The organism is Arthrobacter sp. 18067 (assembly GCF_902706295.1).
In the GTDB taxonomy this organism is placed as follows: Bacteria; Actinomycetota; Actinomycetes; order Actinomycetales; family Micrococcaceae; genus Arthrobacter.
Genome location: NZ_CACSJJ010000016.1, coordinates 48,397 through 72,612, shown reverse-complemented (window position 1 = coordinate 72,612; position 24,216 = coordinate 48,397). Strand labels below are relative to the sequence as shown.

Below are 24,216 nucleotides of genomic sequence, written 5' to 3'. Positions count from 1 at the left end.
CGACAGGGTTTTAGCTGCATGCCGCAACTGGTAGGTCCTGCCACTGGGGACGGCATCCGATGCCGAGGAGTCCGAAGACGGTGTTGACGGATTCGCGGAGTGTCTCAAGTTGGGTCCGCGAGCGCCTATGGGCGGCAGTTGCTTCTGCCACTGTGGTTTTCCGAAAACGGACTTTGTCCCCTGGCCGCGCTTGGGCCAGGACATCCAGTCCGGTGCTGGTGACTACTGCCAGGACGGGATACCCGGCCGTGACGCCGCGCCCCCGGTGCAGTACCAGCAGCTCTTCCCTTGAGGGAACCTCGACGGCGCCCACTGGCACTCCGCGGGAAAGGACTTCGCCGTTTGAGGTTCTTTCCGGAAGTTCCCCGCCGAGCCGCAGGCCGATGTGGTTGCTGCGGCCGCTGACGGCGTATTCCGAGGTGAAGAGCAGTTCGCCGGATTCGCCAAACTCGGCGACGTCCGGCCCGTCGGTCACATCGACCAACAAGTCTGAGTCCATGCTGGGCCGTTCAAGGCCCAGCCGGAAGAGGGGAAGGTCGAAGTACGGCTGGCGTACCGGGCCGACGCTCCTGCGGGTGAGGAGGCTGGTTCCTTCCTTGAGCTGAAGCCCGAAGCCCACCACGGTATCCGGGGCCACGCTGCCTAGCAGTGTCTCTGCCTCGATGGAGCCATGGACGGCCAGGTAGGCGCGGAGGCCGCGGTGGATTCCGCGGATGGAGACTGTTTCTCCTGCACGGACCGAGACCGGTTCCCACTGGCTGGAGGGGCGACCACCAACGGCGAGCGTGAGCGGAGCACCAGTGACGGCGATCAGGATGTCGGTGGTGGCCGTCATCCGGAAGTCGAGGGCGGTGATTTCCACGAGAGGATCATTGTCCAGGTTGCCGGCCAGGATGTTGGCGGCGCGGGCCGAGTACTGGTCCAGGGCACCGTTGACGGGAAGTCCGAAGCGGGGGCCGCGGGTCCTCCCGAGGTCCGTGACAACCGAGTTGCCGGGCTGCTGGATCAGGATTTCGCCGCTCATGGAAGGGGCTCCAGTTCCATGCCCACGAAGTCGCCGAAGTCCTCGGAGCGGATCTGCCGGAAACGAAGGATGTCGCCCGGCTTGTAGGGCACCAGCGGTTCGCGGCGGATGTTCAAGACTGACAGCGGTGTCTGGCCGATCACGCACCATCCGCCGGGAGCCGATGCGGGCGCGATGACTGCCTGCCGTCCGGCTACGGCCACCGCACCAGCTGGAACGCTGAGCCGTGGATCCTTAAGGCGGGGCACCGGTTTGGGAAATGCTGGGCCGTCCATCATGGGCGAGCCTGCGGGCGCACCCAGGCAGCGAACGGTGTAGGTCTTTTCAGTGTGGAGGCGGATGACTTCGTCCGTAGCAATCCCCTGGTACTGCGCGACGCGTTCCAGGTCCGGACCGTACTCGCCGCCGTAGGCCACGGGAACGTCGAACTCGCGGGGGACGTTGGCTGTCTCGCCGGCATGGGCGAGTTCCAAGAGACCGAGTTTGACGAAGGCGCGCACTTGACGTGCCGAAACGAGGATTGGATCGAATTCAACCAGCACGGAGTCATAGGTAGGAACTGCTCCGTGCAGGCCTTCAGCGCCGCAGCTTTCCAGCCAGTCGGCCAGTCCGTGCACGGTCAGCCAGTTCTGTTCGCTCGCTTCGGAGATAGCAACCACACGCAGTGCGGAGTCTCCGGACTCGTAGATCTCGGTGGGAGCCGCTGTGAGCACGGGCATCTCAGGCCGCCTTCCTCTTGGCGTCCATGACCTCCGCGAGAGGGGAGATGGTGACGCCGGCGGAGATGAGTGCGGAACGGATCCGGCGGGCCAGTTCCACGGCGCCGGGGTTGTCCCCGTGCAGGAGGAGAGTGTCGACGTCGATGTCCAGTTCCACACCGTTGGCGCAGCGGATCTTGCCCTCAACCACCATGCGGAGGGTCCGCTCAACAATCTCCGTGGGATCGTGCAGCACAGCACCGGGCTGGCTCCGGGGAACCAGCGTGCCGTCTTCCTGGTAGGCGCGGTCCACGATGCCGACGATTGCGACGTCGAGCCCGGCGTTGCGTGACGCTGCAGCCAGTTCGCCTTCCTGGGCTACCACGATCAGTTCGTTGTCCACGCGGGCCGCGGCGTCAGCCACAGCCTGTGCGTAGTCGGCGCGGACAGCGACAAGGTTGCCGAGCCGGCCATGCGGAGCAAGGTGCGTGACCTTGGTGCCATGGAACGCGGCGAAACCGTTCAGTGCACCCAGTTGGTACAGGACATCGTTCTGAACCTCGCCGGCAGAGAGGCCCATGTCGCGGCGGCCAAACCCACGCAAGTCCGGAAAGCTCGGATGAGCCCCGATGCCTACTCCGCGGCGAACGCATTCGGCAACAGTGGCGGCCATAATGTCGGGGTCACCGGCATGGAACCCGCATGCGATATTGGCACTTGTTACGATCTCCAGGAGTTCGGAATCGTCGCCAATGGTGTAGGCGCCAAATCCCTCTCCAAGATCCGCTACAAGATCAATTATCGGGTTCACGTGGTTTCTCTTTCCGTGGGTTTTTCATTGGAATTTAATTCCGATGAAACGGCAGACGCTCCTGGAATCCCAAAGCGTCACCTGAAGTTCTTTCCAAAAGTCTCGCACCGGTCATCCACGTTGCACAAAGACCTAATAGCTATCCCGTGATAGCTCTCCGTTATGACCTGCACCACCCTGTACTGTGTCATGGGTCCCACCTGCGCCCGGATAGAATTTCCCTAACGCATGCCACCAGGGGACGTGGCCCTCCAGGAAGGCAGACCCATGGATACGCGCAAGCTCTCATACTTCGTGCAGATCGTTGACTCCGGAAGCATCACCAAAGCTGCAGCCGCGCTCCACGTGGCCCAGCCGGCCTTGAGCCAGCAGGTATCGGCACTGGAGAACGACCTCAAGCAGCGCCTGCTGATCCGCAGCAAACAAGGCGTCGAACCTACGGCCGCCGGGCACACCCTTTACCGCCACGCACAGTCGATCCTTCGACTCGTGGAACAGGCCAGGCAGGACGTCGCCTCCTCCGGAGCCGCGCCCTCCGGCCGCGTCTCCATTGCGATCGCGCCTTACAGCATGGCCTCCAGCCTGACACCCCAGATCATCAGCGAAGTCGGCCGGCGTTACCCGGACATCGTGGTCCACCTGACAGAAATCTTCGGCGGCGTCCTGAGCGAGGCCATCAAGAACGGGCGCCTGGACATGGCGCTGATCTACGAACCGGGCAAAATCCGGGGGGTTCAGTTCACCACCATGATCGTGGAAGACCTTCACTTGGTGGTGCACCCGGACGTGGACATCAACCACGGCAAGGACACCATCACCCTTGCGGAGGCCAGCACAGTAGGGCTGTTCCTTCCGGAAAAGAACCACACCCTGCGCCAGCTCATCGAGAAGGGCCTGGCCGACCAGGACCTTCCCCTCAAGCTGGTGGGCGAGGTGGAATCCGTGCCCTCCCTCACCCGCCTCATCCGCGCCAACCTCGGTGGCACCGTGCTGCCGAAGTCGGCCGCGGATGCCCTCTTCCCGGACCAGGACTTCAAGGTGCTGCGGATCGTGGAACCCGGCCTGCAGAGCAAGATCGCCCTCTGCACCCCGGACCACGAGCCATTGTCCGAGGCCGCGTCTGCCGTGCTGCTGGTGGTCAAGGAGATGCTGCATCAACAACTGATCAGCAAGTACGGGACCGACCCCGTGCAGCTCCCGGCCCATCCATAACAAAGCCTTATCCGGACAGACAGCTTTGGTCTTATTCAAGACCGTTTTAATTTCCTAATATCGAATTAGCAAACAATTCGAAACCAGCTCACGGATTCCGCGGGCAAGTTCAAAGGAAACAACGGTGAAAAAGATCAGCACAGCCGGATGGGTCTCAAATCCAACCCGCGGAACGGTCAATGCACGGACCGGATTCCATTGCCCCCGGAATGGTTTTTGGCGCCCGCTGGGCGGGATCGGCGAGCCGCTGTTCGTCTTTGAAGGCAGCCTGATGCCCACCCACGCCGGCAACAGCATCGAATGGCATTTGGTGGATACACGGCCCGGGCACTCCGGACTGGACTAAGCCACCCGCCGGGCCCGGCGGACCGCACAACCCGGCCACCCGTCGTCGTACATTAATCACAGCTGCACCCTAAGGCGCCCTGCCCCTGGAGACCTAAGAGTCCGGGCAAGGCGCCTTCCCTGTGCTCGAAAACAACGTGCTCGAAAACAACGTGCTCGAAAACAACACGCCAAAGGGCCGGCCGCACGCTGGTTCACCAGCTGCGCGACCGGCCCGGATAAAGGAGCCTAGTCTTCCACCAGGAGGCCCTTCTCCTTGAGCTTCTCGGTGAGGCCGCACAGCTCGATGGTGTTGCCGCCGTCGTGGTAGAGCTTGATGAGTTCGCGTTCGTGGTCGTCGCGGGCCTGGGACAGTGCGATGACTTCCTCGGCCTCCTCGCGGCGGACCACCACCACGCCGTCAGCGTCGCCGCGGAGGATGTCGCCCGGGTAAATGATCTCGTCGCCGAAGACGATCGGGTGGTTGATGGGGCCGAGCGTTTCCTTGACGGTGCCCTTGATGCTGACGCTGCCGGAAAAGACGGGCAGGCCGAGCTCGATCAGATCCTGGGTGTCGCGTACGCCCGAATCGGTGACCATTGCGGCGATGCCCTTGGCCTTCATGGCGTTGCCCAGGACGTCACCGAACGTGCCGGCTTCCGCCATTTCCTGCGCGCCGACCAAGACCACGTCGCCTGCCTGCGCATAGTGGATGGCGACCTGGAGCATGAGGTTGTCCTGCGGCGCGCAGGCGACCGTGACGGCGGGACCGCAGAAGGACATGGAACGGTCGATCGGCTTGATCCTGGAGCTCAAGGCGCCGCGGCGGCCCTGTGCTTCGTGGATGGTGGCGGAGGAAAAAGCGGCGAGGCGGCTGACGACGTCGGCATCAGGGCGCTCGAACTTGGTCTTGACGTGGATCATGGTCTGAATCTTTCTAGTTGAGGGCGTTGACGGCATCGCGGATGGAGTCCACGCCGGCATTGATGGTCTCCAGCGAGGTGGCGAAGGAGATCCGGAAGTACGGGCCCAGGCCGTAGGCCGAGCCTTGGATGACGGCCACGCGGGCGGCGTCCAGCAGGTAGAGCGTGAAGTCCTGGTCGTTCTCGATGACCTTGCCGTCGGGTGCGGTCTTGCCGATCGCGCCGCTGCAGTTCACGTACGCGTAGAAGGCACCCTCCGCCGGCGCGACGGACAGGCCGTTGATGGCGTTGAGGCCCTCGACGGCGGCGTCCCGGCGCTTGCGGTACACCTCCACGCTGTCGCGGACGAAGGACTGGTCGCCGTTCAGCGCCGCCACGGCGGCGGCCTGGCTGATGGACGACGGGCACGACGACGTCTGGGACTGCAGCTTGTTCATGGCCGCAATCAGGGGAGCCGGACCCACGCCGTAGCCGAGCCGCCAGCCGGTCATCGCATACGCCTTGGAAACACCGTTGACCAGCAGGATGCGATCCTTGAGCGCCGGCACGGCTGTGACCAGGCTGGTCACGCGGCCGTCGCCGAAGTGGATTTCGTCGTAGATCTCGTCGGTGAGGATGGAGACGTGCGGGTGCTGCTCGAGGACCGCACCGAGTGCCTGCAGCTCCTCGCGGGTGTACACGGCGCCGGTCGGGTTGGACGGCGCGTTGAGGATGAGCCACTTGGTGTTGGGGGTGATGGCCTTTGCCAGCGCATCCGGGGTGAGCTTGAAGCCTGCCTCTTCGCCGCAGGCGACGATCACCGGGGTGCCGTCGTTGGCGAGCACCATGTCCGGGTAGGAAACCCAGTACGGCGCGGGGACGATCACTTCGTCGCCCGCATTAAGGGATGCCATCAGCGCGACGTACAGGACCTGCTTGGCTCCGCCGCCGATGGTCAGCTGGTTGCGCTCATAGTGGTGGCCGGTGTGGCCCTCGATTTTGCGCAGGATGGCGGTCTGCAGCTCCGGAGTGCCAGTTACCGAGGTGTACTTGGTCTCGCCGTTGTTGATCGCCTCGATGGCGGCGGCCTTAATGTGGTCCGGGGTATCAAAGTCCGGCTCGCCGACAGTCAGGTCGATGATCGGGATGCCTTCGGCTTTGAGTTCGCGGACGCGGGCGGCCGCGGCGACGCTCGCTGAGGACTTGATGCGGGTGACCCTCGACGCCGGCAGGTAGTCGGACATGTCTCCTCCAGGAATGTGGAACTCAGGACGCGCGGATTCGCGTATCCCCTTTTTCGAGACTAGGGATCCGTGGGCGCTGTGGATAAGACCTAATGTGCGTGGATCTATAAGGAGGCCTTATGACGAGCATCTCAATGTGGAGGATTTGTGCGTCGATTCCGAGTTTCCGCGTCCTCGGAGGCTTCTTCCATGCACTTTGCTTATGGGTTCACTCGGTATTGGTATTTCCTTGCACCGGTGAACAATGCCTAGATTCGAGGGGTCAGAAGCGCTGTTCCGGAACCGAAAGGGAGCCAATGCCGGCCCAAACCCCCGCCGCTGCATTGCAAGGCCGCGCAGCCACCGGACGGTACGCCTATCGGGCCAAGGCCCCCGGACCGCAGGCCCCGGGGCACGCGGAACACGCCAAACTGACGCATGCGCTGGGAGTGCACCGGCAACTCCTGTCCCACGCAACGGCCGCCATCCGCACCCTGACTGCTGCCAGAAACGAGCAGATTGCCCAGGCGATTGAGGACGGCTTCACCATTGCCACTGTTTCGGCGGTCACCGGGGAGAACATGAAATCGGTCAGGACCATCGCTTTGGCTTATGACGATCTCTTTCCGAGCGGCCTCCCCCGCGGCACGCATATGGCTGCGTTGAAGCAGAAAAGCGAGGAGCTCAGGGCAGCCGAACGGCATCGGGACCAGATCACAGAACGCCGCGAGGCGCTGATCATGATGGCCCTCCGGAACCAGGTCTGCGATGACTTGGAGCTCGCCTCGCTGACCGGACTCACTCCGGACCACATCCGCCGGGCAACGCGGGGAATCGTCCGGCCGGCCTAGTGTCTCCGCACCTCACCGTTGAACCCTGCAGCCCCGGAGGGTAGAACGGGTAGATGACCAACGACGTGAACTCCTGGATGGACCAATACGAACGCGCCTGGACGTCGAATGAGCCCGACGACATCCGGGCGCTCTTCACCGAAGATGCCGTCTACAACGACCGGCCCAACACCGCAAAACCCTGGAACGGCCACGAGGAGATCGTCAAAGCGTGGGCCGACGCCGGTGACAAGCCTGAGGATTGGACGTTCGAGTGGACGCTCCTGGGCAGGGAAGACGATACTGCCTTCGTCCAAGGCCTCACCACGTATCTCAACGGGGACCCCACCTACGACAATCTGTGGGTGATCCGCTTCGCTGAGGACGGCCGGGCACGCGAGTTCACGGAGTGGTACATGGCCCGCAAATAGCTAGCGGGAACTGACCAGGACGTTGGGGTGGATCTGGGTCCAGCCATCGTATTTCGGCTGGCCGGCATCCACGCCGTCGTTGATGAGCTTCGCTTGTGAATCGTCAAAGTTAGTCAAGGTGACGATGTCCTCACCGGTCGCTAACGCTGCGCAACCCGCCCTCCACCGCTCCGGTAGTCCTATAGGCACCGTAATCAAGCAGGCGGACCCGCCAGTGGAACTCTTGGCCGCGAAGTACTCCACATCAGCGTGGGTTGCCAGCAATCGGGCTGACCCCGCTTTGATGTCCGTATCCACACTGACAAGGCTCACGGCCTCCGGAAGCTCGTCCTCCGCCGTCGCTTCCCGCGCCAAGACATCCGGGCCCGTCGGCGACGAACAACCGGTCATTCCCAGTGCGGCAACAACGGCAATTACAACTAACACACGACGATTCATGGCGCTGGCCCCTCAGGCTCTCGTTTCGCCGAGCCTAGCGCACCGGCTACCCAGGACAAGAACGGATCAGTAGCTTTCGCGCTCCGCCGTTTCGGACACGGGGATGAACGTCGAAGCGAAGCCCTCGGACGCGCGGGCCAGCACCGCAACATCGGCGCCGACCAGCACGAAGGAGGCACCGGCGTCGAGATACGCCCGCGCGGTTGACTCGTTAAAGGCGTTCACGCCGGCGGGCTTCCCCGCCGCTTTGGCGGCTTCAAGGCAGTGCTCGACGACGGCCCTCACCAAGGGATTTTCCTGCTGTCCCAGCAGGCCCATGGAGGCTGCGAGGTCCGAGGGGCCCAGGAAGATGCCGTCCACGCCGTCGACGGCGAGGATCTCCTCCACCGCTGATGCCGCAGCTTCAGATTCGATCTGGACCGTAAGGCTGATGGTCTCCGAGGCGGAAGCAAGGTAGTCCGGGACGCGGTTCCAGCGAGCGGAACGGGCCAGCGCGGATCCGACGCCGCGAACACCGTGCGGCGGGTAGCGGACAGCGGCAACTGCAGTCGCGGCATCAAAGGCCGAGTTCACCATGGGGATCATCAGGTTCTGCACACCGAGGTCCAGGTACTGCTTGATGACCACGGTGTCGTTGACCGGTGGACGGACCATCGCCTGCACAGGGTAACCGCTGACTGCATGGAGTTGGGCGAGGATCGACTCGAGGCCATTGGGACTGTGCTCGGCGTCGATCAGTACCCAGTCCAAGCCTGAACCGGCGCAGATCTCGGCCACCAGCGGGCTGCCGGAGCAGACCCACATGCCGGCCAGCGGCCGGCCGGCCGCGGAGAGCGCCGAGTAGAAGGTGGGGCTTAGTCGAATTGGCATGTCACCACTCCCAACGGTCCGTAATCCGCGTGCACGGTATCCCCTTTGTACACCCACGTCGGGCGGGTAAACGAGCCCGCCAGGATGATGTCTCCGGCCTTCATCGAATCCCCGTGGGCGGCGATCTTGTTGGCGAGCCAATGCACTCCGTTGGCCGGGTGGTCCAGCACACCGGCCGCCACCCCCGTCTCCTCCACGGTCTGGTTCTTGTACAGGATGGCGGAGACCCAACGGAGGTCGACGGCGTCCGGCCGCACCGGGCGGCCGCCCACCACCATGGCGCCCATCGCGGCATTGTCCGAGATGGTGTCCACGATGGTCCGGCCCTCCATCTCGATCCTGGAGTCCAGGATTTCGAGGGCCGGAACCACGTAGTCGGTGGCGTTGAGGACATCGAAGATGGTGCAGCCCGGCCCCTTCAAGGCACTCTTCAACACGAATGCGAGTTCCACCTCAACCCGTGGGTGTGTGTACTTGTCCCACTGCACGGAGCACCCGGTATCCAGGACCATGTCATCGAAAATGGCACCATAATCCGGCTCAGTGATGCCCGTGGCGGCCTGCATGGCCTTGGACGTGAGGCCGATCTTGCGCCCCACCAACGTGCGCCCGGCTTCCTCGTTCCGACGCCGCCACAGCTGCTGTACGGCGTAGGAATCCTCCACCGTCATGCCGGGGTAGCGGGCAGTGAGGCGCGGCACCGGCTTGCGGTTACGGCCGGCTTCGAGGAGCTCGTCGGCAATGGCTTCGATCGTCTTCGCGTCCAACATGGTTTAGACCTGCGCCCCCAGCTTGAAGCCCTCAGCAGCTTCGCCGGAGGCACCGTCGGGACGGGTGTAGGAGAAACCGTCCGCGCCCACGGTAACCGCCATTTCGGAAGCGTCGGTGCGTTCAATGACTGGCTGTGGGTTGCCGTCGAGGTCCAGGACCAGGGAGGCCTCGGTGTACCAGGACGGGACCACCGGGTTGCCCCACCAGTCGCGGCGCTGGTTGTCGTGGACGTCCCAGGTGACGGTGGGGTTGTCGGGGTCGCCGGTGTAGTAGTCCTGGGTGTAGATCTCTACGCGGTGGCCGTCCGGGTCCAGGATGTAGAGGTAGAACGCGTTGGATACACCGTGGCGTCCGGGGCCGCGTTCGATGCGGTCGGAGATGCGCAGGGCGCCCATCTTGTCGCAGATCTGGATGATGTTGTGCTTCTCGTGCGTGGAGAACGCGATGTGGTGCAGGCGGGGTCCGTTGCCACCGGTCAGGGCGGTATCGTGCACGGTCTGCTTGCGGTGCATCCACGCGGCGTACGTGACGCCGTCGGAGTCCTTGATGTCCTCGGAAACGCGGAAGCCGAGGTCCTCCAGGTACTTGCGGCCGCGCGGGACGTCCGGGGTGACCTGGTTGAAGTGGTCCAGGCGGACCAGCTCACCGGCGGAGTAGAGGTCGTAGCGCTGGGTGAGGCGTTCGACGTGCTCCACGTCGTAGAAGAACTCGTAGGGGAAGCCCAGCGGGTCCTCCACACGGACGGAGTCGCCCACGCCCTTGGTGAAGCCTTCCTTGCGGCGCTCAACCCGGCAGCCCAGCTCGCGGTAGTACGCCTCGGCGGCGTCCACCTCGGCTGGGGACTTCACGCGGTAGGCGAAGGCGGCAGCCGCGGCCACCGGGCCTTTGCGGAGGACCAGGTTGTGGTGGATGAACTCCTCGAAGGAGCGCAGGTAGATGGTGTTCTCGTCCTCTTCTGTGACGTGCAGGCCCAGAAGGTCCACGTAGAACGCGCGGGACTTGGCCAGGTCCGTGACCACGAGTTCCAAGTAGGCGCAGCGGACGATGTCCGGGGCGGGAACTGTTGGAGTGATGATGGGGCCGGTAAACGGGTTGCTCATGATGGTCTCTCTTCGTTGAAAGGGTGGTGTGGGAACCCAACTGAGTAGCAGTAGATGCCGTTTTGAAGGCCCAAAACGCCCTGTACTGCGACCTAGTTGGGTACTAGGCGCCGAATTTGGGGGTATGAACTGAGCCGAGCGTGATGTGCACGGCCTGCTGGTCGGTGTAGAAGTCGATGGAGCGGTAGCCGCCCTCATGGCCCAGGCCGGATGCTTTGACTCCGCCGAACGGGGTGCGGAGGTCGCGGACGTTGTGGCTGTTGAGCCACACCATGCCGGCTTCGACGTTCTGCGAGAAGTTGTGGGCCCGGGTCAGGTTCTGGGTCCAGATGTAGGCCGCCAGTCCGTACTTGGTGTTGTTCGCCAAGGCGAGGGCTTCGTCGTCGTTCTCGAATGGCGTGATGGCCACGACGGGACCGAAGATTTCTTCCTGGAAGATCCGCGCGTCAGGCGCGACGTCGGCAAACACCGTGGGTGCGATGTAGTTGCCTTCGGGCAGGTGGTCGGGTCGGCCGCCGCCGGCCAGGAGCCGACCCTCGGACTTGCCGATCTCCACGTACGACGCCACCTTGTTGTAGTGCTCGGGGTGGACCAGCGCGCCCACCTGGGTCTTGGGATCGTGGGGATCGCCCACCACGATGTTCTTGGCCCGGGCGGCGTACTTTTCGCAGAATTCGTCGTAGATGGCCCGCTCAACCAGGATGCGGGAGCCGGCGGTGCAGCGTTCGCCGTTGAGGGAGAAGACCCCAAACAGCGCCGAATCGATCGCCGCATCCAGGTCAGCATCGGCGAACACGACGCACGGGGACTTTCCGCCGAGCTCCATGGACAAACCCTTGAGGTTGGCAGCGGCGTTGCGGAAGATGGTCTGGCCCGTGGTGGTCTCGCCGGTGAAGGAGATCAGCGGCACGTCCGGATGCTTCACCAGGGCATCGCCGGCTTCTTCGCCCAGGCCATTGACCAGGTTGAACACACCGTCAGGCAGGCCGGCGTCTTTGAAGATCTGTGCCCACAGCGATGCGGAAAGCGGCGTAAACTCGGCGGGCTTCAGGACCACGGTGTTGCCGGTGGCCAATGCCGGGGCGAGCTTCCAGGACTCCAGCATGAACGGGGTGTTCCACGGCGTGATGAGGCCGGCGACGCCGATCGGCTTCCGGTTCACATAGTTGATCTGCGAGCCGGGAACCTTCATGGCGTCATCGAACTGGGCCACGATCAGGTCCGCGAAGAAGCGGAAGTTCTCCGCCGCGCGCAGTGCCTGGCCCTTGGCCTGGGTGATCGGCAGGCCGGTGTCGAAGGTTTCGAGTTCGGCGAGGCGGGCTTCCTGCGCCTCCACGGCGTCGGCGATCTTATTCAGCACACGGGCACGCTCACGCGGCTTCATCTTCGGCCACGGACCGTTGACGAATGCCTCACGGGCGGCGGCAACGGCGAGGTCGATGTCTTCCTTCTGACCTGCGGCCGCAGTGGCGTAGTTGCCGTTGGATACCGGGTCCAGGACATCGAAGGTCTTGCCGGACACGGAGTCAACGAACTCACCGTTGATGAAGTGCTGGATGTGGGACGGCAGGTTCTCGGGGATGTAGTGCTTGGCGGTCTCTACAGAGGTCGTCATCGTTGAAGTCCTAACTAGCGATCAGTGGTGGGTAGTTATTGCTTGGCTTGCGCCAGGTACGCGTCCAGGGTGGCGGCGCGGTGCTGGCGGGCTGCTTTTTCGATGGTCTCGGCGTCGGCCGCGCCCTCAATGAGCTGCAGCAGCGCCTCGTGTTCGCGCACCGATTCCTGCGCGCGGCCGGGGACGAAACGGAACGTGGAGGACCTCAGCGAGGCCAGCCTGTTCCAGCCCCGGTGGACGAGGTCAAGAATGTGAGGATTGGGGCAATGTTCAAACAGGACACTGTGGAAGTCCTGGTTCAACGCCGTGAAGCGAACGGGGTCGAAGTGCTCCAGGCACTCACGCATCTCCTCGTTCACCGCACGCGCCCGGGCGATCGCCACGGAGTCAATCAGCGGAGCGGACAACGCAGTGGCTGCACCTTCGACGATGCTCAACGTCTGCATCGTGTACAGGTATTCCGTGGGGTCGATCCCGGAGACGGTGGCGCCGACGTTCCGCTCGAACTTGACCAGCCCTTCGGCTTCCAGGCGGCGGATCGCTTCCCTCACGGGGACCACGCTGAAGCCCAGGTCCTCGGCGATCTTCGCGAGCACCAGCCGGTAACCCGGCGTGTACGTACCTTCAATAATTCGCGCCTTCACAGCGGCATACGCCTGCTGGGACTTGCTTTGGGCGGCGCTTTCGACGGCGGTTTCAGTCACCTTGGGCTCCTTGCCGGCTCTGCCACTCGGCTGTGACCCACTCCGCGTACCGCGCCTGCCATTCCTTGTTCATCGGATACAGCCCATCAACACTGTTGCCCTCTTGGACCATCTGGAAGATGAACGTCTCTTCCTTTTCCTGCTGGATGCAGTCATCCACCAGCTCCTCGGCGATGGCCGGCGGGATCACCAGGATGCCGTCGGAGTCAGCCACGATGATGTCCCCGGGCTGTACGGTCGCTCCGCCGCAGGCGATGGTGATGTCCGTGTCCCAAGGAATGTGCCGCCGTCCAAGGACTGCCGGGTGCGGGTTGGCGAAGTAGGTAGGCATCTCCAGGTCAGCCACCGCGGAGTAGTCGCGGACGCCGCCGTCGGTAATGATGGCAGCGGCCCCACGTACTTGGGCCCTCAGTGCCAGGATGTCCCCCACAGTGCCGGTTCCCTTCTCGCCACGGGCTTCCATGACAAGGATCTCGCCCTCATTCACGGAATCGATGGCGCGCTTCTGGGCATTGAAGCCGCCGCCGTGGGTTGTGAAGAGATCTTCGCGGTTCGGAACGTAACGCAGTGTCCGTGCCAGGCCCACCACCTTGCGGTCCGGGCGGGTAGCCTGCAGGCCGTCGATGCTCACGTTGTTCAACCCGCGCTTGCGCAGCTGGGATGAGAGGGTGGCGGTGGCGACGCTTTCCAGCTTCGCCTTCAGCTCCGGGGTCAGTACCGAAGCATTTTCGGGAGCAGGCAGCCCTGCCGCTTCGCGCGATCCGTAGGCCTCTTCCCGCTGGGTGTCATCAGACTTGGGCCTGGCACCAAAGTCCGCGAACGGCGTCGTGCCTTCCGTTACTTTGGTGGCCAGGCGGCCGCTGCTGAAATCACCACCGGTGACCTCAATTTCGACGACGTCACCCGGCTTCGCGACCGACGCACCGGCGGGTGTGCCGGTGAGGATGATGTCGCCCTCTTCGAGGGTGAGCAGCTGCGAGAGGTCGGCGACCAGTTGCGCGAACGGGAAGAGCAGGTCCTCGGTGGTGTCGTCCTGGACGAGGTTTCCGTTGTGCCAAGTGCGGATCCGCAGCTGGGTGGGATCGACGGCGTCGGCTGGGATCAGCGCCGGGCCGACGGGGGTGAAGCCGTCGCCCCCTTTGGACCGGACATTGGAGCCCTTGTCTGCGTAGCGGAGGTCGTAGACGCCGAGGTCGTTGGACGCAGTGACCCATTCGACGTGGCTCCAGGCGTCCTCAAGGCCAACACGGCGGGCAGACTTGCCGATGACCAGGGCGATCTCGCCCTCGTAGCCCAGAAGTTCACAACCGGCCGGACGCTCAACGGTGCCGGGAGCATCCGCGGTGCCGAGCGCCAGAGACGAGGACGGCTTCAGGAAGTACGACGGCTGCTCGGGAGTACGCCCGCGCTGGGCCGCGCGGCTGGGGTAGTTGATGTGGACGGCAATAACCTTGCGCGTCCGGGCCAGCATGTCCTGGCTGACTTCCTGGGTCCGGAACTCCAGTGTCACGGCGCCTCCTCCTGGTCGAACATTTATCAAGTACGAAATCGTATACGATAACTATTACCCGGGATCGGCGTCCCGTCAACCCCCTCCCCGAACCCAACTGAGTCGCAGTTAACGCCGTTTTGTGCGACCATAACGCGCTCTGCTGCGACTTACTTGGGGGATGCTGGTAGTTGGAAAGGGAGGTTCACGGTGGATAAGAACGAGCCAGAGCTGCTGAGGTTTGCCGACGGCGCAGAGTGGGAGCGCTGGCTCGCGGAGAATCACGGGACGCAGGCCGAAGCCTGGCTGATAATCGGCAAGAAGAACTCCGGCGCCGGACTCATTGAGATACAGGACGCCCTGGACGGGGCACTCTGCTTCGGCTGGATCGATGGCCAGCGCAAGGGCTACGACCAAACAACCTTCCTGCAGAGATATTCGCGCCGCCGGGCACGAAGCACGTGGTCCCAAGTGAACGTGGGCAAGGTGGAGTCGCTGATAGATGCGGGACGCATGCAGCCGCCCGGATTTGCGGAGATTGACGCCGCCAAAGCAGATGGCCGCTGGGAAGCGGCCTACGTTTCGCAAGCCAACGCCGAGGTTCCCGAGGACCTGGAAGCCGCACTCGCAGGAAACGTGGCCGCCAAGCAAGGTTTCGAACGGTTGGGCAAGACCGAGCGCTACCTCATCATCCTGCAGGTACTCAAGGCCCGCACCCCGGACTCCCGCGGCAAGATCCTGGCGAAGGTTGTGGAGAAGCTGGCTGAAGGACACTAGCGGCTCTTACAAACTGTCGGTGGGCTCCCGTAGGGTACCCGCATGGACATCATCCTTGTACCCGGTTTCTGGTTGGACGCCTCGTCGTGGGAGGAGGTGACTCCCCCGCTGGTGGCCGCAGGACACTCGGTTCATCCGCTGACGCTCCCTGGGCTGGAATCCGTCGACGCATCCCGCACCGGCATCGGCCTCCGCACACACATAGATGCCGTTGTGGAGAAGGTGGACTCCCTGGACGGCAAAGTCATTCTTGTAGGCCACTCAGGGGGCGGCGCCATCATCCATGGCGTGGCAGATGCCCGCCCGGACCGGGTGGCCCGCGCCATCTATGTGGACAGCGGCCCCCTCGGTGAGGGCGGGGTCATCAATGATGAATTGCCCGACGACGGCGACGACCTCCCGCTGCCGCCGTGGGAAGCATTCGAGGACGAGGACCTGGTTGACCTCACCGATGACCTGAAGAAAGCCTTCCGCGCACGTGCCATCCCCGAACCCAAGGGCGTTGCCTTCGACCAACAGCATTTGAGCGATGTCCGGCGCTACGACGTTCCTGCCACGATCATTGCGTGCCAATTCCCGTCGTCACTGCTGAAGGAGTGGATGGACGCCGGGCATCCCTTTACCGCCGAGCTCGCAAGGATCCACGACGTGGACTACATCGACCTGCCGACAGGACACTGGCCGCAGTTCACCAAGCCCAAGGAATTGGGAGAGGCAATTTTGACGGCCGCGAACCGCAGCAATTAGCCAAGAACTAGGGACGGGGCGGCGTATTTGTAGCTGGTCCTTCCGGCGCTGCGCCGCCTTCGTCCGTCCAGTCACTTCCGGTGGTGTCATCCAGGGCAGGATCCGACACGACGTCTGACTTGATGGGCACAGTGGTTACGGTCGGTTCGCTCGGGGAAGAGCCGAACCGCTGGTCCGCCTTCGGCGAGGAGATTCCGGGAAACATCGCCTCGGCCTTTTCCATCAGCTTCTTGCCGGCCTCATACAAGTTGTCCAGGATGTCCGGCACCGAGTCCTGCACGGCTTCGGTGGCCTGGTGCACGTTGTCCTGGACATCCGGGTTCTTCCAGAGCTTTTCCGTACCGCCGCGTACCCGCCGATACACCTCCGGCCAGGACTTCGATCCCCATACGTAGCCGACGGCCACTCCAACGGCGAACAATGCTTTCCCTTTCACAGGAATCACTCCTTTCGAGGTGTTATTCCTCGACACTAGCCCCGTGGGCTGCGCGCTGTCACCTGCGCATTGATCGCAGGCTGGCTACTAAAGATTTGCTGAAATGGGACAAGCAACTAAAATATTATGCCAGCCGGCCGATAATCGCCGGTTGGCAACCGCATCACAACCCGAGGAGTGAAACCATGGGACTCGATGACAGGACTAAGGACATTGCTGAAGAGGCAGTTGGCAAGGCCAAGGACGCCGCCAAAGGAATCAGGGGCATCCCCGGACCACCGCTAGCCTGCGAAACCGGGCAGCTTTGGGCGCATGCCGGAAGCAAACAAATAATCAGGTTGCTTGCTACTGGTTCCCGGAGCGGCTAGCGTTGCAGTTGCAGTACTGAGCCCGACCCCCAATCGGCAGGAGTGCTTTAATGGCTGTGTTTAATAATTTCATCGGGTTGCATTGAGCGTTTCAATCCCCGCAAATCGCACGGCCCTCAAAGGGTCTCATTCCGGCGCCCTTAATTTGGAACAGGCGCCTGATGAAGTAACCGCTTCAAGACGTTCATGGAATTTCCATCGACAAAGAAAGTAGGAGCAAAAATGGGTTTCTTTGGTTTTCTTCTGCTCGGCCTTTTGGCCGGTGCCATCGCAAAGCTAATCCTTCCCGGCCGCCAAGGAGGCGGCTGGTTCATAACCCTCTTGCTGGGCGTGGTCGGCGCCCTGCTGGGCGGCTGGATCGGTGGCCTGATCTTCGGCGAGGGACTAACGGAGTTCTTCGCCATCCGAACCTGGCTCCTGGCCATCGGCGGCTCCCTCATCGTGCTGCTGGTCTACGGGCTGGTCACCAGCCGCAGGGCGCACCATGGCTAACAACCAGAACCGCGACGCGAACGGCGACGAACTCGAAGGCCAATACTCCGAGGGCGATTACGGCGACACCGGCGTGTCACCTGAAACCCTGAAGGATGACGCCGGAGGTGACTACACCGAGGGTGATTACGCTGAGAAAACAGTGCCTTCGGCTGACGCCGAGTTGGACGAACAGAACACAGAAGAGACCCCAAAGGACCGGCCGTTCTCCTCAGAACCGGATGACGAAGCCTCTGGCTCCAGTCGGCCGTAGGACCTGAACGCCATACCCTCCACGAGATCCAAGGACCCGGAGTGCTGCAACTGCAGCCTCCGGGTTCTTGCCTTGTCCGGACCCTGATAATTTCGGGCAAGGATTGTTGGGCCATCACCGCCGGGGCCCGCGTAGCGTCGGTGCAAGGAATGGAGGCGACTGTGCACGAATGGAACAGGGCCGTGGAGCTGATCGAGCATGACCTGACCGCGCCCGTGGAGGTGAGCACCCTGGCCCGGACCGCGTTGACGTCCGAGTATCACTTCCGGCGGATGTTCTCCTCCCTGGCGGGCTTTCCCGTCTCGGAGTACATCCGCAGGAGGCGGCTGACGGCGGCCACTGCGGAAATCCTGGAGGGCGGAACAGTCCTGGACGTTGCGGTCCGCTACGGATACGGCTCAGCTGAAGCGTTCACCCGGGCCTTCAAGGCCATGCACGGGCTGACGCCGTCTGAGGCCAGACAGCCTGGCGCCATTCTCCATTCCCAACCTCAGCTGAGGTTCCATCTCCGAGTCGAAGGGAATACCGACATGAAGCACCGCATTGAAGACAGGCCTGCTTTCCGCCTTATTGGATTGAAAGCACGCGTCCCCTTGGTCCACGAAGGGCCCAACCAGGCCATCATCGATTTTCAAAGGGGCCTGGACCCCAATGTCACCCAGCGCATGCTCGGGTTCGCAGACATGGATCCTGCCGGACCGTTGTCTGTCACTGACAACATCGAGGAGCAGCGGACCGAGGGAAGCGAATTGGACTACTGGCATGCTGTGGCATCCAGCCAGGCAGCACCGGAAGGTTTGGACGCCCTTGAAGTGCCGGCGGGCCTGTGGGTCGTTTTCGAAACCGAGGGGAAGTTCCCGGAGGTCCTGCAAAACATGTGGGCGGACGCGGCAACAGAATGGTTCCCGGCCAACCCCTACAGGTGGGCGCCCGGACCTGAAATGCTCAGCGTCCGAGTGGAGGCAGGCGGCACGCACGGACGTGGGCAGTTGTGGATTCCCATCGAGAGGGACGAAGCAAGGTGATGGGAGTCCGCGTCGAGGCTAGGTCCGGAGCGTCCGTGCTTTGACCATCAGGAACAGGCCGTAGGCGATGAGCCCCAGCGCGACGGCCGCCAACAAGTACACCCCATACGGCTGTTCCCGCAGGGCTTTCAAACTGCCATCGAGCCCGGTTGACTGCTCAGGCTCGGCACGGACCGTAGCGATAATCACCAGCAGGCCCACCAGGAAGAGGGCGATCCCCTTGGCAATGTAACCCACCATGCCAACACCGAGTTGGAATTTGCGCACGGACTGGTGGGAGGACAGCGAGAGGTCCTTGGTGAATTTCTGCCGAAAGCCCCTCACTGCGAACACAATGCCGGTGATCGCGATCCCAGCCCCGATGGCGATCAACAGGAACATCCCGAACGGTGCCTTCATGAGCGTGACGGTGAAGTCGCTGGTGGACTCCCTGCTGTTCTGGCCCCTGCCTGCGACGAACGAGACGATGGTAGCGGCAAGGCCGGCGAAGACGATCGCCTGCCCTACGGCGGAGAGTCTCTTGGTGAGCTTGTTGCCCGAACCGCCCCGGTAGCCAAGGAACGCGTTACCAAGTTGCCACAATGCCAACGCCGCGCACGCTGCAAAGCAGGCCCAGAGCAGGAACGGACCAGCCGGTTGGCGGGCCAGTTCCGTCACGGCTCCGCTGACATCGGCCTCACCGCCGCGGCCCACTGCGAGTTGCAGGGCGATAACACCGATCAGCAGGTGCAGCAGTCCGCTCACCACGTAGCCGGCCCGGGCGACAGCGGCAAAGGTACGCGAATTCGCGGCTTCCTCGGCCACATCAGCGGCCTTCCTCATCTCTTCCTTGATGACAAGCCTCCTTATTTCCGCACTGGACTCCATCGTCCCTTAAACGACCCCGGGCGGGCACCTTTCCGAATGAAAAGGTGCCCGCCCGGTTCAAAGTTTATTGGGTCCTAGAATCCGACGACCGATTGCGGCCAGATGCTCCGAAGCCCCACGCCAAGCGGGTTGAACTGCTCACGGACAGCCACCACGGCACGGTTCTGACCGAGGACCTCCCCAGCATGGCGGACGGCCTCGGCAGTGCCCGACAGGGAATCGCGGGCTGTGCCGGCGTTAGCGGACTTGGTGGAGATCTGGTCAGTCATTTCGGTGGTCCTTCCTGGAAGCTCCCATCAGCAGATTGGCTGATGTTTCAACCATCGGATGGACTGCTCAAGAAGGACGCCGGGTCATCTCAAGATTCGCTCAAGATTCAAACCGTCAAATTCAGAAGGCGAACAACACCTCCAAGACCTGCCCCGAACCCAGAGTAAGGCGCGCGCTGATGCGACGGTCGTCGTCGAGCACGTCAAAAACTGGAGGCCCGACGACGGGAGGAACCCAAGCGGGAGGCTCACCACCGAGGTACACCAGTGAAGCGAAGCAGCTGCGTTCGCCGGACAGTTTGCCTTCCAGATAGCCGCATGCGGCCAGCTCGCCCAATGGCGACGCGCCTTCGGCCCGGAAAGTGCCGCCGCCCGTGTAGCCGTAAAGAGGCCATATGGCGGTGTGAAGCCGGCCGTCGCTGAGCACGTCATTCCGGCTCTCCACCGGGCGGCTGCCGGCCAGTGCGTAGCCGCCATCGCGGACGGCCAGGCCGGAGCCAACCTGGGCCACCACTGCGTGGACCCGAAGTTCGTACCCGCCTGCCGCGGCGGTTCCCGTTGCTACCCGCCAGGGTGAATCGGCGGGGTCGTCGGTGTCGTTCCACACGGGGGCATGCCAACTGGCTGCTTGCTGATGCCAGGCCTTGAGCCGGTGGATCTTCGCCCGGCGACTGGGCGTGCCGAAGTCGTTGAGGATGGCGAAGTGGTTATCAATGGGGTGCGTGGTAAACAGTGGTGCCGTGTGGCTTGAGTAAGCGAGGCGGCGGTAGAGAGGATCGTCCGGTCCCGGTGCGTAGTATTTGTCGCTGCCGTGGTTGAGCAGGCGGGCAACGCCGTCAGCGGCAGTGGAGTGGAGCAGGTAGTTGGGTCCCTCCGCGTGCTTCAGGCTGTCTTCCCTCTCCAGCGGCGAGGGTTCCTCCACGGCGGTCCACACGGGGTGGTCGGCGGGCAGGAGCAATCCTACGAATGCCTTGGACGTCCAGTACGGCGAGGCGGGGCCCGAGTATTCCTGGGTCATCGGCTCGAAAGCGCCGAACCACCCAAGTGACGGCAGGCCGTCGTCGTAAGCGCCGCCGTCGAGGAAGTACTTCGCCGCACCGCTGGCGATCCTGCGGGTCTGGCCGGGATTGAGCGGCGTCGCGCAGATCGCCTCACCCATGAAGAAGGGCGCGACGGCGGCGTAGCGGTAGATCAGGGAACGGCCTTGAAAAATCGGGGCACCGTTGGAACCGAAGAACCTGACGTGATCCTCCAGGAAAGCCGAGAGCCGGGTCCGGTAGACCTCCAGCCGGTGGTCGGCGTCGGGGTGCCGACCGGCAGCAAATTCGGCCCAAAGGATGGGGTAGAGGTGCATGGCCCAGCCGCAGTAGTAGTCGAAGAAATCGCCGGTACCGCCATTGTCCCCGTCCCGGTACCAACCGCCGCCGGCGTACCAGTCCTCCAGGCGCTGCAGGCCGTGTTCGATCTGGCTTTCGTTGTGCTCGAACCCCGCACCGGCCAGGAACTCGGCGATCATCACTTGGAAGAGCACCCAGTTGTTGTCCACACAGGTGCTGCGCGAGGAGCCCTGCAGCCACGCGGCAACCTGGGCCTGTACGTCGCCACGGAGGGTGTCCCACAGCCAGGGCTTGGTGATCTGGAGCCCAAGGACGATGGATGCAGCTTCCACCATGGGTTGCGAGCGATCAGTAATCGGCAACCACGCTTCAGGACCGTCCACGTGGGTCCCCTGAAGCAGGCCCTCGCGGTAAAGGTCCAAATGGCCGTGGGGATCATCGCCGCCGTCGCCGGCCACACGGAAAGCGGCCATGAGGAACGTTCGGGCGAATCCTTCCAGGCCGTCGGACGAAATTCCCGACGACGACGGGCGGCCGCCCAGCCGGATACTCGCCTTATGGGCGGAGAAGCAGGGTCGCGCCGCCAGGAGCTGCTGATCGGCGAAGGCAACCCAGTGCTCCCTCGTCCAGCCCGTAATGGGGCTGAGGTCAAAATCCGGGGCGGGCATGGTGAAGCCGATTGCCATGAGTCTCCTGCGGGGGCGTAGTTCCAGCCTCATTACAGTAGGTTGTCCGCAGCTGGATCGGGGTGAGTTGAACAATAGTGAACGCATAGTGAGTGATGCAGCTCACAAATATTTCACCGTGAGGATCCTTCACTTCGTTGCGTCCTATTCATGACGGCGCAAAAACGCCGCACACCAACGGACAGGAGTAATTGCCATGACGATCCAGACCCACACCCCCGCAGACGTCCCCGCAAAGAACACCCCGGCGCGGGTCCAGGACAATCCAATCCAGGACACGGCGGCCCAGGGCAAGGGCAAGGACGGCCGTGGCGCTACCACTGTGGCCGACGGCGTCGTAGCCAAGATCGCCGGCATCGCCATCCAGGAAATCCCCGGCGTCCATGCCTTGGGCGGCGGCGCGGCCCGGGCCATCGGCAACCTCCGCGAAAAGGTTGGCCAGAAGGACCTCACGCAGGGTGTCAGCGTCGAGGTTGGCCAAACCCAGGTGGCCGTGGACGTCACCCTGGTTGTTGAATACCCCCACCCGCTCCAGGAAGTCGCGGACAACGCCCGCGATGCCGTCTACACGGCTATCGAAGACCTGGTGGGCATGGAAGTTACCGAAGTGAACATCACCATCACGGACATTCACGTACCGTCGGAGGATTCCGACGCCGATGATGCCACACGCGAGCCGAGGGTCGCATGAGCCCCACAGCCACTGGCGTCACCATAGGTGCGGTCCTGGCCCTGGCGGTGCTGGCGTTTGGATTCTGGGGCCTGCTGCTGACTGCGTTGTTCATGGGAATCGGGGCGGTGCTGGGCCGCTCCGCCGAGGGAAAGCTTGACCTGGGTGGGGTGCTGGATGCCCTGCGGGGCAAGCGCTCCTCCTCATGAGCCACGCACCCGCCGGCCCGGCAACGGGGAACAGGGCCGGGCACAGGGCCGGGCACACCCGCATAGCCCGCACGGCGCTCCGGAAAACCGTGGAAACCCTGACCGCCCGGGCTTTCCAGGTGGGCGGGAGCAACGTGACGGCTGAACTGGAAGACGACTCCGGCAGGCTGGGAGTCAGGGTTTCGGTCCAGTTGGCACTCCCACCGCTCTTGGGGCCGAGGAAAGGCGGCGTCACCGTTTTCGAACAAGCACGGGCCGCGCGGGCAGAGCTCGTGGCCCGCAGCTTGGAACTCACCGGCATGGAACTAGGCCGTGTGGACATCAGGCTCAGTGGAGCAAAACAGGCGCAATCCAAGGAAAGGCAGCCCCAGGAAAGGAGGGTGCAGTGAAGCAGGACCGAACCATCCGGCGCATGATCCGCAGGGAAACGCATTCTTCCAGGTCCGTCCCGTCCATGGTGGCAGCCTCCATTCTCCTGGTCACGTTCCTCTGGTTGGCGCTGGAATCCGTGCTGTGGCTGCTCAAGGACCAGCCGCTGCTGGCCGGCCCGGCCCAGCTGCGCGAGTGGCTCGTCGGGCTTCCCGCCAACACCATCCCGGCGGGCATGACCGCAGCCGGGGTGGGCGTGGGAACCCTGGGGTTGCTGATCACCGGCCTGGCGGTGGGCAGGGGGCGCCGGCCCAGGCGCGCGCTGGCCAGCGACCGTTCCGCCACGGTGGTCGACGACGACGTCATCGCGGCAGCCATCTCCAGCCAGGCCCGGCTCGCCGCAGACCTGGCGCCCGGGCAGGTGACCACCACCGTCGGTGGACGGTCCGTACGCGTCCAGGTGCGTCCGACGTCGGGCGTTCCACTGGACCTTGCGTCCATCAAAACAGCGCTCGACGGCGAACTGGCCGCCTACGCGCTGGATCGGCCAGTGACGTCCAACGTCCGGATACTGAACGAAGGAGCCGTGGGTCAATGAGAAGGACCAACCGCGCAGTGAACCGTATCCTGCTCGCCGTGTTGGGGATCGCCCTGATGGGTTCCGGAGCCGCACTCATCGCGGCCGGAACCCTGCCAGGCGCGGCGGATACGTGGGCGGCGGTCGGCTCCGCTGTGACTGATCAGGCCCGCAATCTTGCAAGCAGTGCATCCGGACCGGGACCGCTCCGGAGCTGGTGGCTGGCCGCTGGGATTGCCGTACTGCTGTTGGGTGCTGGGCTCAGCGCCGCCTGGCTTGCCTCCCAGGGCGGCGGCCGAACACCCCGCCTGGCAGAACAACGTGACGGAGCCCAAGGTCGAACCGTGATCGACGTCGGGCTTATCTCAGCAGCCGTCCAGGAAGCCCTCAACGGGAACCGTAGTGTCGTCGCTGCCTCTGTTTCGGCCTGGGAATCGCGGAGCGGGACAGCGCTGCGGCTCCGCATGGAAGCCCGCAAGGGGACCTCCCCACGGGAGCTGGCCGACACCGCCGAACAACTCATCCAGGGAATCGACGACTGGCTGGGCCATCCAATACCGGTCCTGGTCCGAATCACCAGCGGCGTGCGAAGCCGGACGTCGGATTCACGGCGCGCCAAATGACACACGCGCCACCATCGACCGATTCATCAGCATCGCTCGACTTTGCAGCACTATGCACCGCGAAAGGCA

General features: G+C 63.6%; 30 protein-coding genes. 14 read left to right on the top strand and 16 right to left on the bottom strand.

The genetic code is table 11. The annotated features are described in order from the left end of the window. Positions 1–10 precede the first annotated feature (10 nt). The 3 genes from GVL04_RS16170 to GVL04_RS16160 are packed head-to-tail and all read right to left on the bottom strand — an operon-like array spanning position 11 to position 2,533. Positions 11–1,024, bottom strand: coding sequence for a biotin-dependent carboxyltransferase family protein (locus tag GVL04_RS16170; protein ID WP_159706414.1), 1,014 nt, complete (start codon positions 1,022–1,024; stop codon positions 11–13). Further along, on the bottom strand, positions 1,021–1,743 hold the full coding sequence (locus GVL04_RS16165) for an allophanate hydrolase subunit 1 (protein ID WP_159706413.1): 723 nt from the start codon (positions 1,741–1,743) through the stop codon (positions 1,021–1,023). The genes GVL04_RS16170 and GVL04_RS16165 overlap by 4 nt, the downstream gene beginning before the upstream one ends. A gap of 1 nt (position 1,744) precedes the next feature. Continuing rightward, a complete protein-coding gene (locus GVL04_RS16160; protein ID WP_159706412.1) occupies positions 1,745–2,533 on the bottom strand; it encodes a LamB/YcsF family protein in 789 nt (262 codons plus the stop codon). Positions 2,534–2,800: 267 nt separating this feature from the next. Between GVL04_RS16160 and GVL04_RS16155 the strand changes: the two genes are divergently transcribed. After that, a complete protein-coding gene (locus GVL04_RS16155) occupies positions 2,801–3,745 on the top strand; it encodes a LysR substrate-binding domain-containing protein (RefSeq protein ID WP_159706411.1) in 945 nt (314 codons plus the stop codon). 124 nt (positions 3,746–3,869) lie between these two features. Continuing rightward, a complete protein-coding gene (locus tag GVL04_RS16150; RefSeq protein ID WP_159706409.1) occupies positions 3,870–4,091 on the top strand; it encodes a hypothetical protein in 222 nt (73 codons plus the stop codon). Positions 4,092–4,318: 227 nt separating this feature from the next. Here the strand turns inward: GVL04_RS16150 and GVL04_RS16145 are convergent, their stop codons facing one another. Together GVL04_RS16145 and GVL04_RS16140 are read right to left on the bottom strand one after the other, a co-directional pair. Continuing rightward, entirely contained in the window at positions 4,319–4,993 is a 675-nt protein-coding gene (locus GVL04_RS16145) for a 4-carboxy-4-hydroxy-2-oxoadipate aldolase/oxaloacetate decarboxylase (RefSeq protein ID WP_159706407.1), read from the bottom strand. Positions 4,994–5,006: 13 nt separating this feature from the next. Next, the gene (locus tag GVL04_RS16140; RefSeq protein WP_159706405.1) at positions 5,007–6,215 is read right to left on the bottom strand and encodes an aspartate transaminase; all 1,209 of its coding nucleotides are present in this window, start codon (positions 6,213–6,215) and stop codon (positions 5,007–5,009) included. Between the two features lie 296 nt (positions 6,216–6,511). Between GVL04_RS16140 and GVL04_RS24705 the strand changes: the two genes are divergently transcribed. Further along, positions 6,512–7,045, top strand: a complete 534-nt coding sequence (locus GVL04_RS24705) for a hypothetical protein (RefSeq protein ID WP_235036327.1) — start codon at positions 6,512–6,514, stop codon at positions 7,043–7,045. A 53-nt stretch (positions 7,046–7,098) separates the two neighbouring features. Further along, complete coding sequence (locus tag GVL04_RS16130) at positions 7,099–7,455, top strand: nuclear transport factor 2 family protein (RefSeq protein WP_159706403.1); 357 nt, start codon at positions 7,099–7,101, stop codon at positions 7,453–7,455. Here the strand turns inward: GVL04_RS16130 and GVL04_RS16125 are convergent, their stop codons facing one another. The 7 genes from GVL04_RS16125 to GVL04_RS16095 form a co-directional block, all read right to left on the bottom strand. Then, positions 7,456–7,881, bottom strand: a complete 426-nt coding sequence (locus tag GVL04_RS16125; protein ID WP_159706401.1) for a hypothetical protein — start codon at positions 7,879–7,881, stop codon at positions 7,456–7,458. Between the two features lie 78 nt (positions 7,882–7,959). Beyond that, positions 7,960–8,763 carry an HpcH/HpaI aldolase/citrate lyase family protein gene (locus GVL04_RS16120; RefSeq protein ID WP_159706399.1) on the bottom strand — a complete coding sequence of 268 codons (804 nt, stop codon included), beginning with the start codon at positions 8,761–8,763 and terminating at the stop codon, positions 7,960–7,962. Next, entirely contained in the window at positions 8,748–9,533 is a 786-nt protein-coding gene (hpaH, locus tag GVL04_RS16115; RefSeq protein ID WP_159706397.1) for a 2-oxo-hept-4-ene-1,7-dioate hydratase, read from the bottom strand. The genes GVL04_RS16120 and hpaH overlap by 16 nt, the downstream gene beginning before the upstream one ends. 3 nt (positions 9,534–9,536) lie before the next feature. Beyond that, positions 9,537–10,634 (bottom strand): 3,4-dihydroxyphenylacetate 2,3-dioxygenase, encoded by a 1,098-nt coding sequence (gene hpaD / locus GVL04_RS16110; protein WP_159706395.1) that lies wholly within the window; start codon positions 10,632–10,634, stop codon positions 9,537–9,539. Between the two features lie 103 nt (positions 10,635–10,737). Beyond that, positions 10,738–12,249, bottom strand: coding sequence for a 5-carboxymethyl-2-hydroxymuconate semialdehyde dehydrogenase (hpaE, locus tag GVL04_RS16105; RefSeq protein ID WP_144652317.1), 1,512 nt, complete (start codon positions 12,247–12,249; stop codon positions 10,738–10,740). 35 nt (positions 12,250–12,284) lie between these two features. After that, positions 12,285–12,953 carry a GntR family transcriptional regulator gene (locus GVL04_RS16100; protein WP_159706393.1) on the bottom strand — a complete coding sequence of 223 codons (669 nt, stop codon included), beginning with the start codon at positions 12,951–12,953 and terminating at the stop codon, positions 12,285–12,287. Then, positions 12,946–14,463 carry a fumarylacetoacetate hydrolase family protein gene (locus GVL04_RS16095; RefSeq protein ID WP_159706391.1) on the bottom strand — a complete coding sequence of 506 codons (1,518 nt, stop codon included), beginning with the start codon at positions 14,461–14,463 and terminating at the stop codon, positions 12,946–12,948. The genes GVL04_RS16100 and GVL04_RS16095 overlap by 8 nt, the downstream gene beginning before the upstream one ends. A 189-nt stretch (positions 14,464–14,652) precedes the next feature. Here GVL04_RS16095 and GVL04_RS16090 point away from each other — a divergent pair, with 189 nt between their 5' ends. Together GVL04_RS16090 and GVL04_RS16085 are read left to right on the top strand one after the other, a co-directional pair. After that, positions 14,653–15,219: a YdeI family protein gene (locus GVL04_RS16090; protein ID WP_235036326.1), complete on the top strand. Its 567-nt coding sequence runs from the start codon at positions 14,653–14,655 to the stop codon at positions 15,217–15,219. A gap of 42 nt (positions 15,220–15,261) precedes the next feature. Continuing rightward, a complete protein-coding gene (locus GVL04_RS16085) occupies positions 15,262–15,966 on the top strand; it encodes an alpha/beta fold hydrolase (protein WP_159706389.1) in 705 nt (234 codons plus the stop codon). A 7-nt stretch (positions 15,967–15,973) separates the two neighbouring features. Here the strand turns inward: GVL04_RS16085 and GVL04_RS16080 are convergent, their stop codons facing one another. Then, positions 15,974–16,402 (bottom strand): hypothetical protein, encoded by a 429-nt coding sequence (locus GVL04_RS16080; protein ID WP_159706387.1) that lies wholly within the window; start codon positions 16,400–16,402, stop codon positions 15,974–15,976. A gap of 590 nt (positions 16,403–16,992) precedes the next feature. On the opposite strand from GVL04_RS16080, the gene GVL04_RS16075 reads away from it, so the two are divergent. The 3 genes from GVL04_RS16075 to GVL04_RS16065 all read left to right on the top strand — a co-directional run bounded on the left by GVL04_RS16075 (position 16,993) and on the right by GVL04_RS16065 (position 18,540). Next, entirely contained in the window at positions 16,993–17,262 is a 270-nt protein-coding gene (locus tag GVL04_RS16075) for a GlsB/YeaQ/YmgE family stress response membrane protein (protein WP_159706385.1), read from the top strand. Further along, complete coding sequence (locus GVL04_RS16070; RefSeq protein WP_159706383.1) at positions 17,255–17,515, top strand: hypothetical protein; 261 nt, start codon at positions 17,255–17,257, stop codon at positions 17,513–17,515. Before GVL04_RS16075 ends, GVL04_RS16070 begins: the two co-directional genes overlap by 8 nt. Before the next feature lie 161 nt (positions 17,516–17,676). Next, positions 17,677–18,540, top strand: a complete 864-nt coding sequence (locus tag GVL04_RS16065; RefSeq protein WP_159706381.1) for an AraC family transcriptional regulator — start codon at positions 17,677–17,679, stop codon at positions 18,538–18,540. Between the two features lie 18 nt (positions 18,541–18,558). Here GVL04_RS16065 and GVL04_RS16060 read toward each other — a convergent pair whose 3' ends face one another. The 3 genes from GVL04_RS16060 to GVL04_RS16050 all read right to left on the bottom strand — a co-directional run bounded on the left by GVL04_RS16060 (position 18,559) and on the right by GVL04_RS16050 (position 21,699). Then, positions 18,559–19,362, bottom strand: a complete 804-nt coding sequence (locus tag GVL04_RS16060; protein WP_235036325.1) for a DUF1206 domain-containing protein — start codon at positions 19,360–19,362, stop codon at positions 18,559–18,561. Positions 19,363–19,481: 119 nt separating this feature from the next. Next, entirely contained in the window at positions 19,482–19,676 is a 195-nt protein-coding gene (locus GVL04_RS16055) for a hypothetical protein (protein WP_159706377.1), read from the bottom strand. A gap of 121 nt (positions 19,677–19,797) precedes the next feature. Beyond that, positions 19,798–21,699 carry a DUF2264 domain-containing protein gene (locus GVL04_RS16050; protein ID WP_159706375.1) on the bottom strand — a complete coding sequence of 634 codons (1,902 nt, stop codon included), beginning with the start codon at positions 21,697–21,699 and terminating at the stop codon, positions 19,798–19,800. A 196-nt stretch (positions 21,700–21,895) separates the two neighbouring features. Between GVL04_RS16050 and GVL04_RS16045 the strand changes: the two genes are divergently transcribed. Genes GVL04_RS16045 through GVL04_RS16025 form a run of 5 tightly spaced genes read left to right on the top strand, consistent with a single transcriptional unit; the run spans position 21,896 to position 24,147 of the window. Beyond that, a complete protein-coding gene (locus GVL04_RS16045) occupies positions 21,896–22,390 on the top strand; it encodes an Asp23/Gls24 family envelope stress response protein (protein ID WP_159706373.1) in 495 nt (164 codons plus the stop codon). Next, positions 22,387–22,578 carry a DUF2273 domain-containing protein gene (locus GVL04_RS16040; RefSeq protein WP_159706372.1) on the top strand — a complete coding sequence of 64 codons (192 nt, stop codon included), beginning with the start codon at positions 22,387–22,389 and terminating at the stop codon, positions 22,576–22,578. Before GVL04_RS16045 ends, GVL04_RS16040 begins: the two co-directional genes overlap by 4 nt. After that, positions 22,575–22,967, top strand: a complete 393-nt coding sequence (locus GVL04_RS16035; protein ID WP_159706370.1) for a hypothetical protein — start codon at positions 22,575–22,577, stop codon at positions 22,965–22,967. The genes GVL04_RS16040 and GVL04_RS16035 overlap by 4 nt, the downstream gene beginning before the upstream one ends. Next, positions 22,964–23,545 carry a hypothetical protein gene (locus GVL04_RS16030; RefSeq protein ID WP_159706368.1) on the top strand — a complete coding sequence of 194 codons (582 nt, stop codon included), beginning with the start codon at positions 22,964–22,966 and terminating at the stop codon, positions 23,543–23,545. The genes GVL04_RS16035 and GVL04_RS16030 overlap by 4 nt, the downstream gene beginning before the upstream one ends. Further along, entirely contained in the window at positions 23,542–24,147 is a 606-nt protein-coding gene (locus GVL04_RS16025; protein WP_159706367.1) for a hypothetical protein, read from the top strand. Before GVL04_RS16030 ends, GVL04_RS16025 begins: the two co-directional genes overlap by 4 nt. The last annotated feature ends 69 nt before the right edge of the window (positions 24,148–24,216 follow it).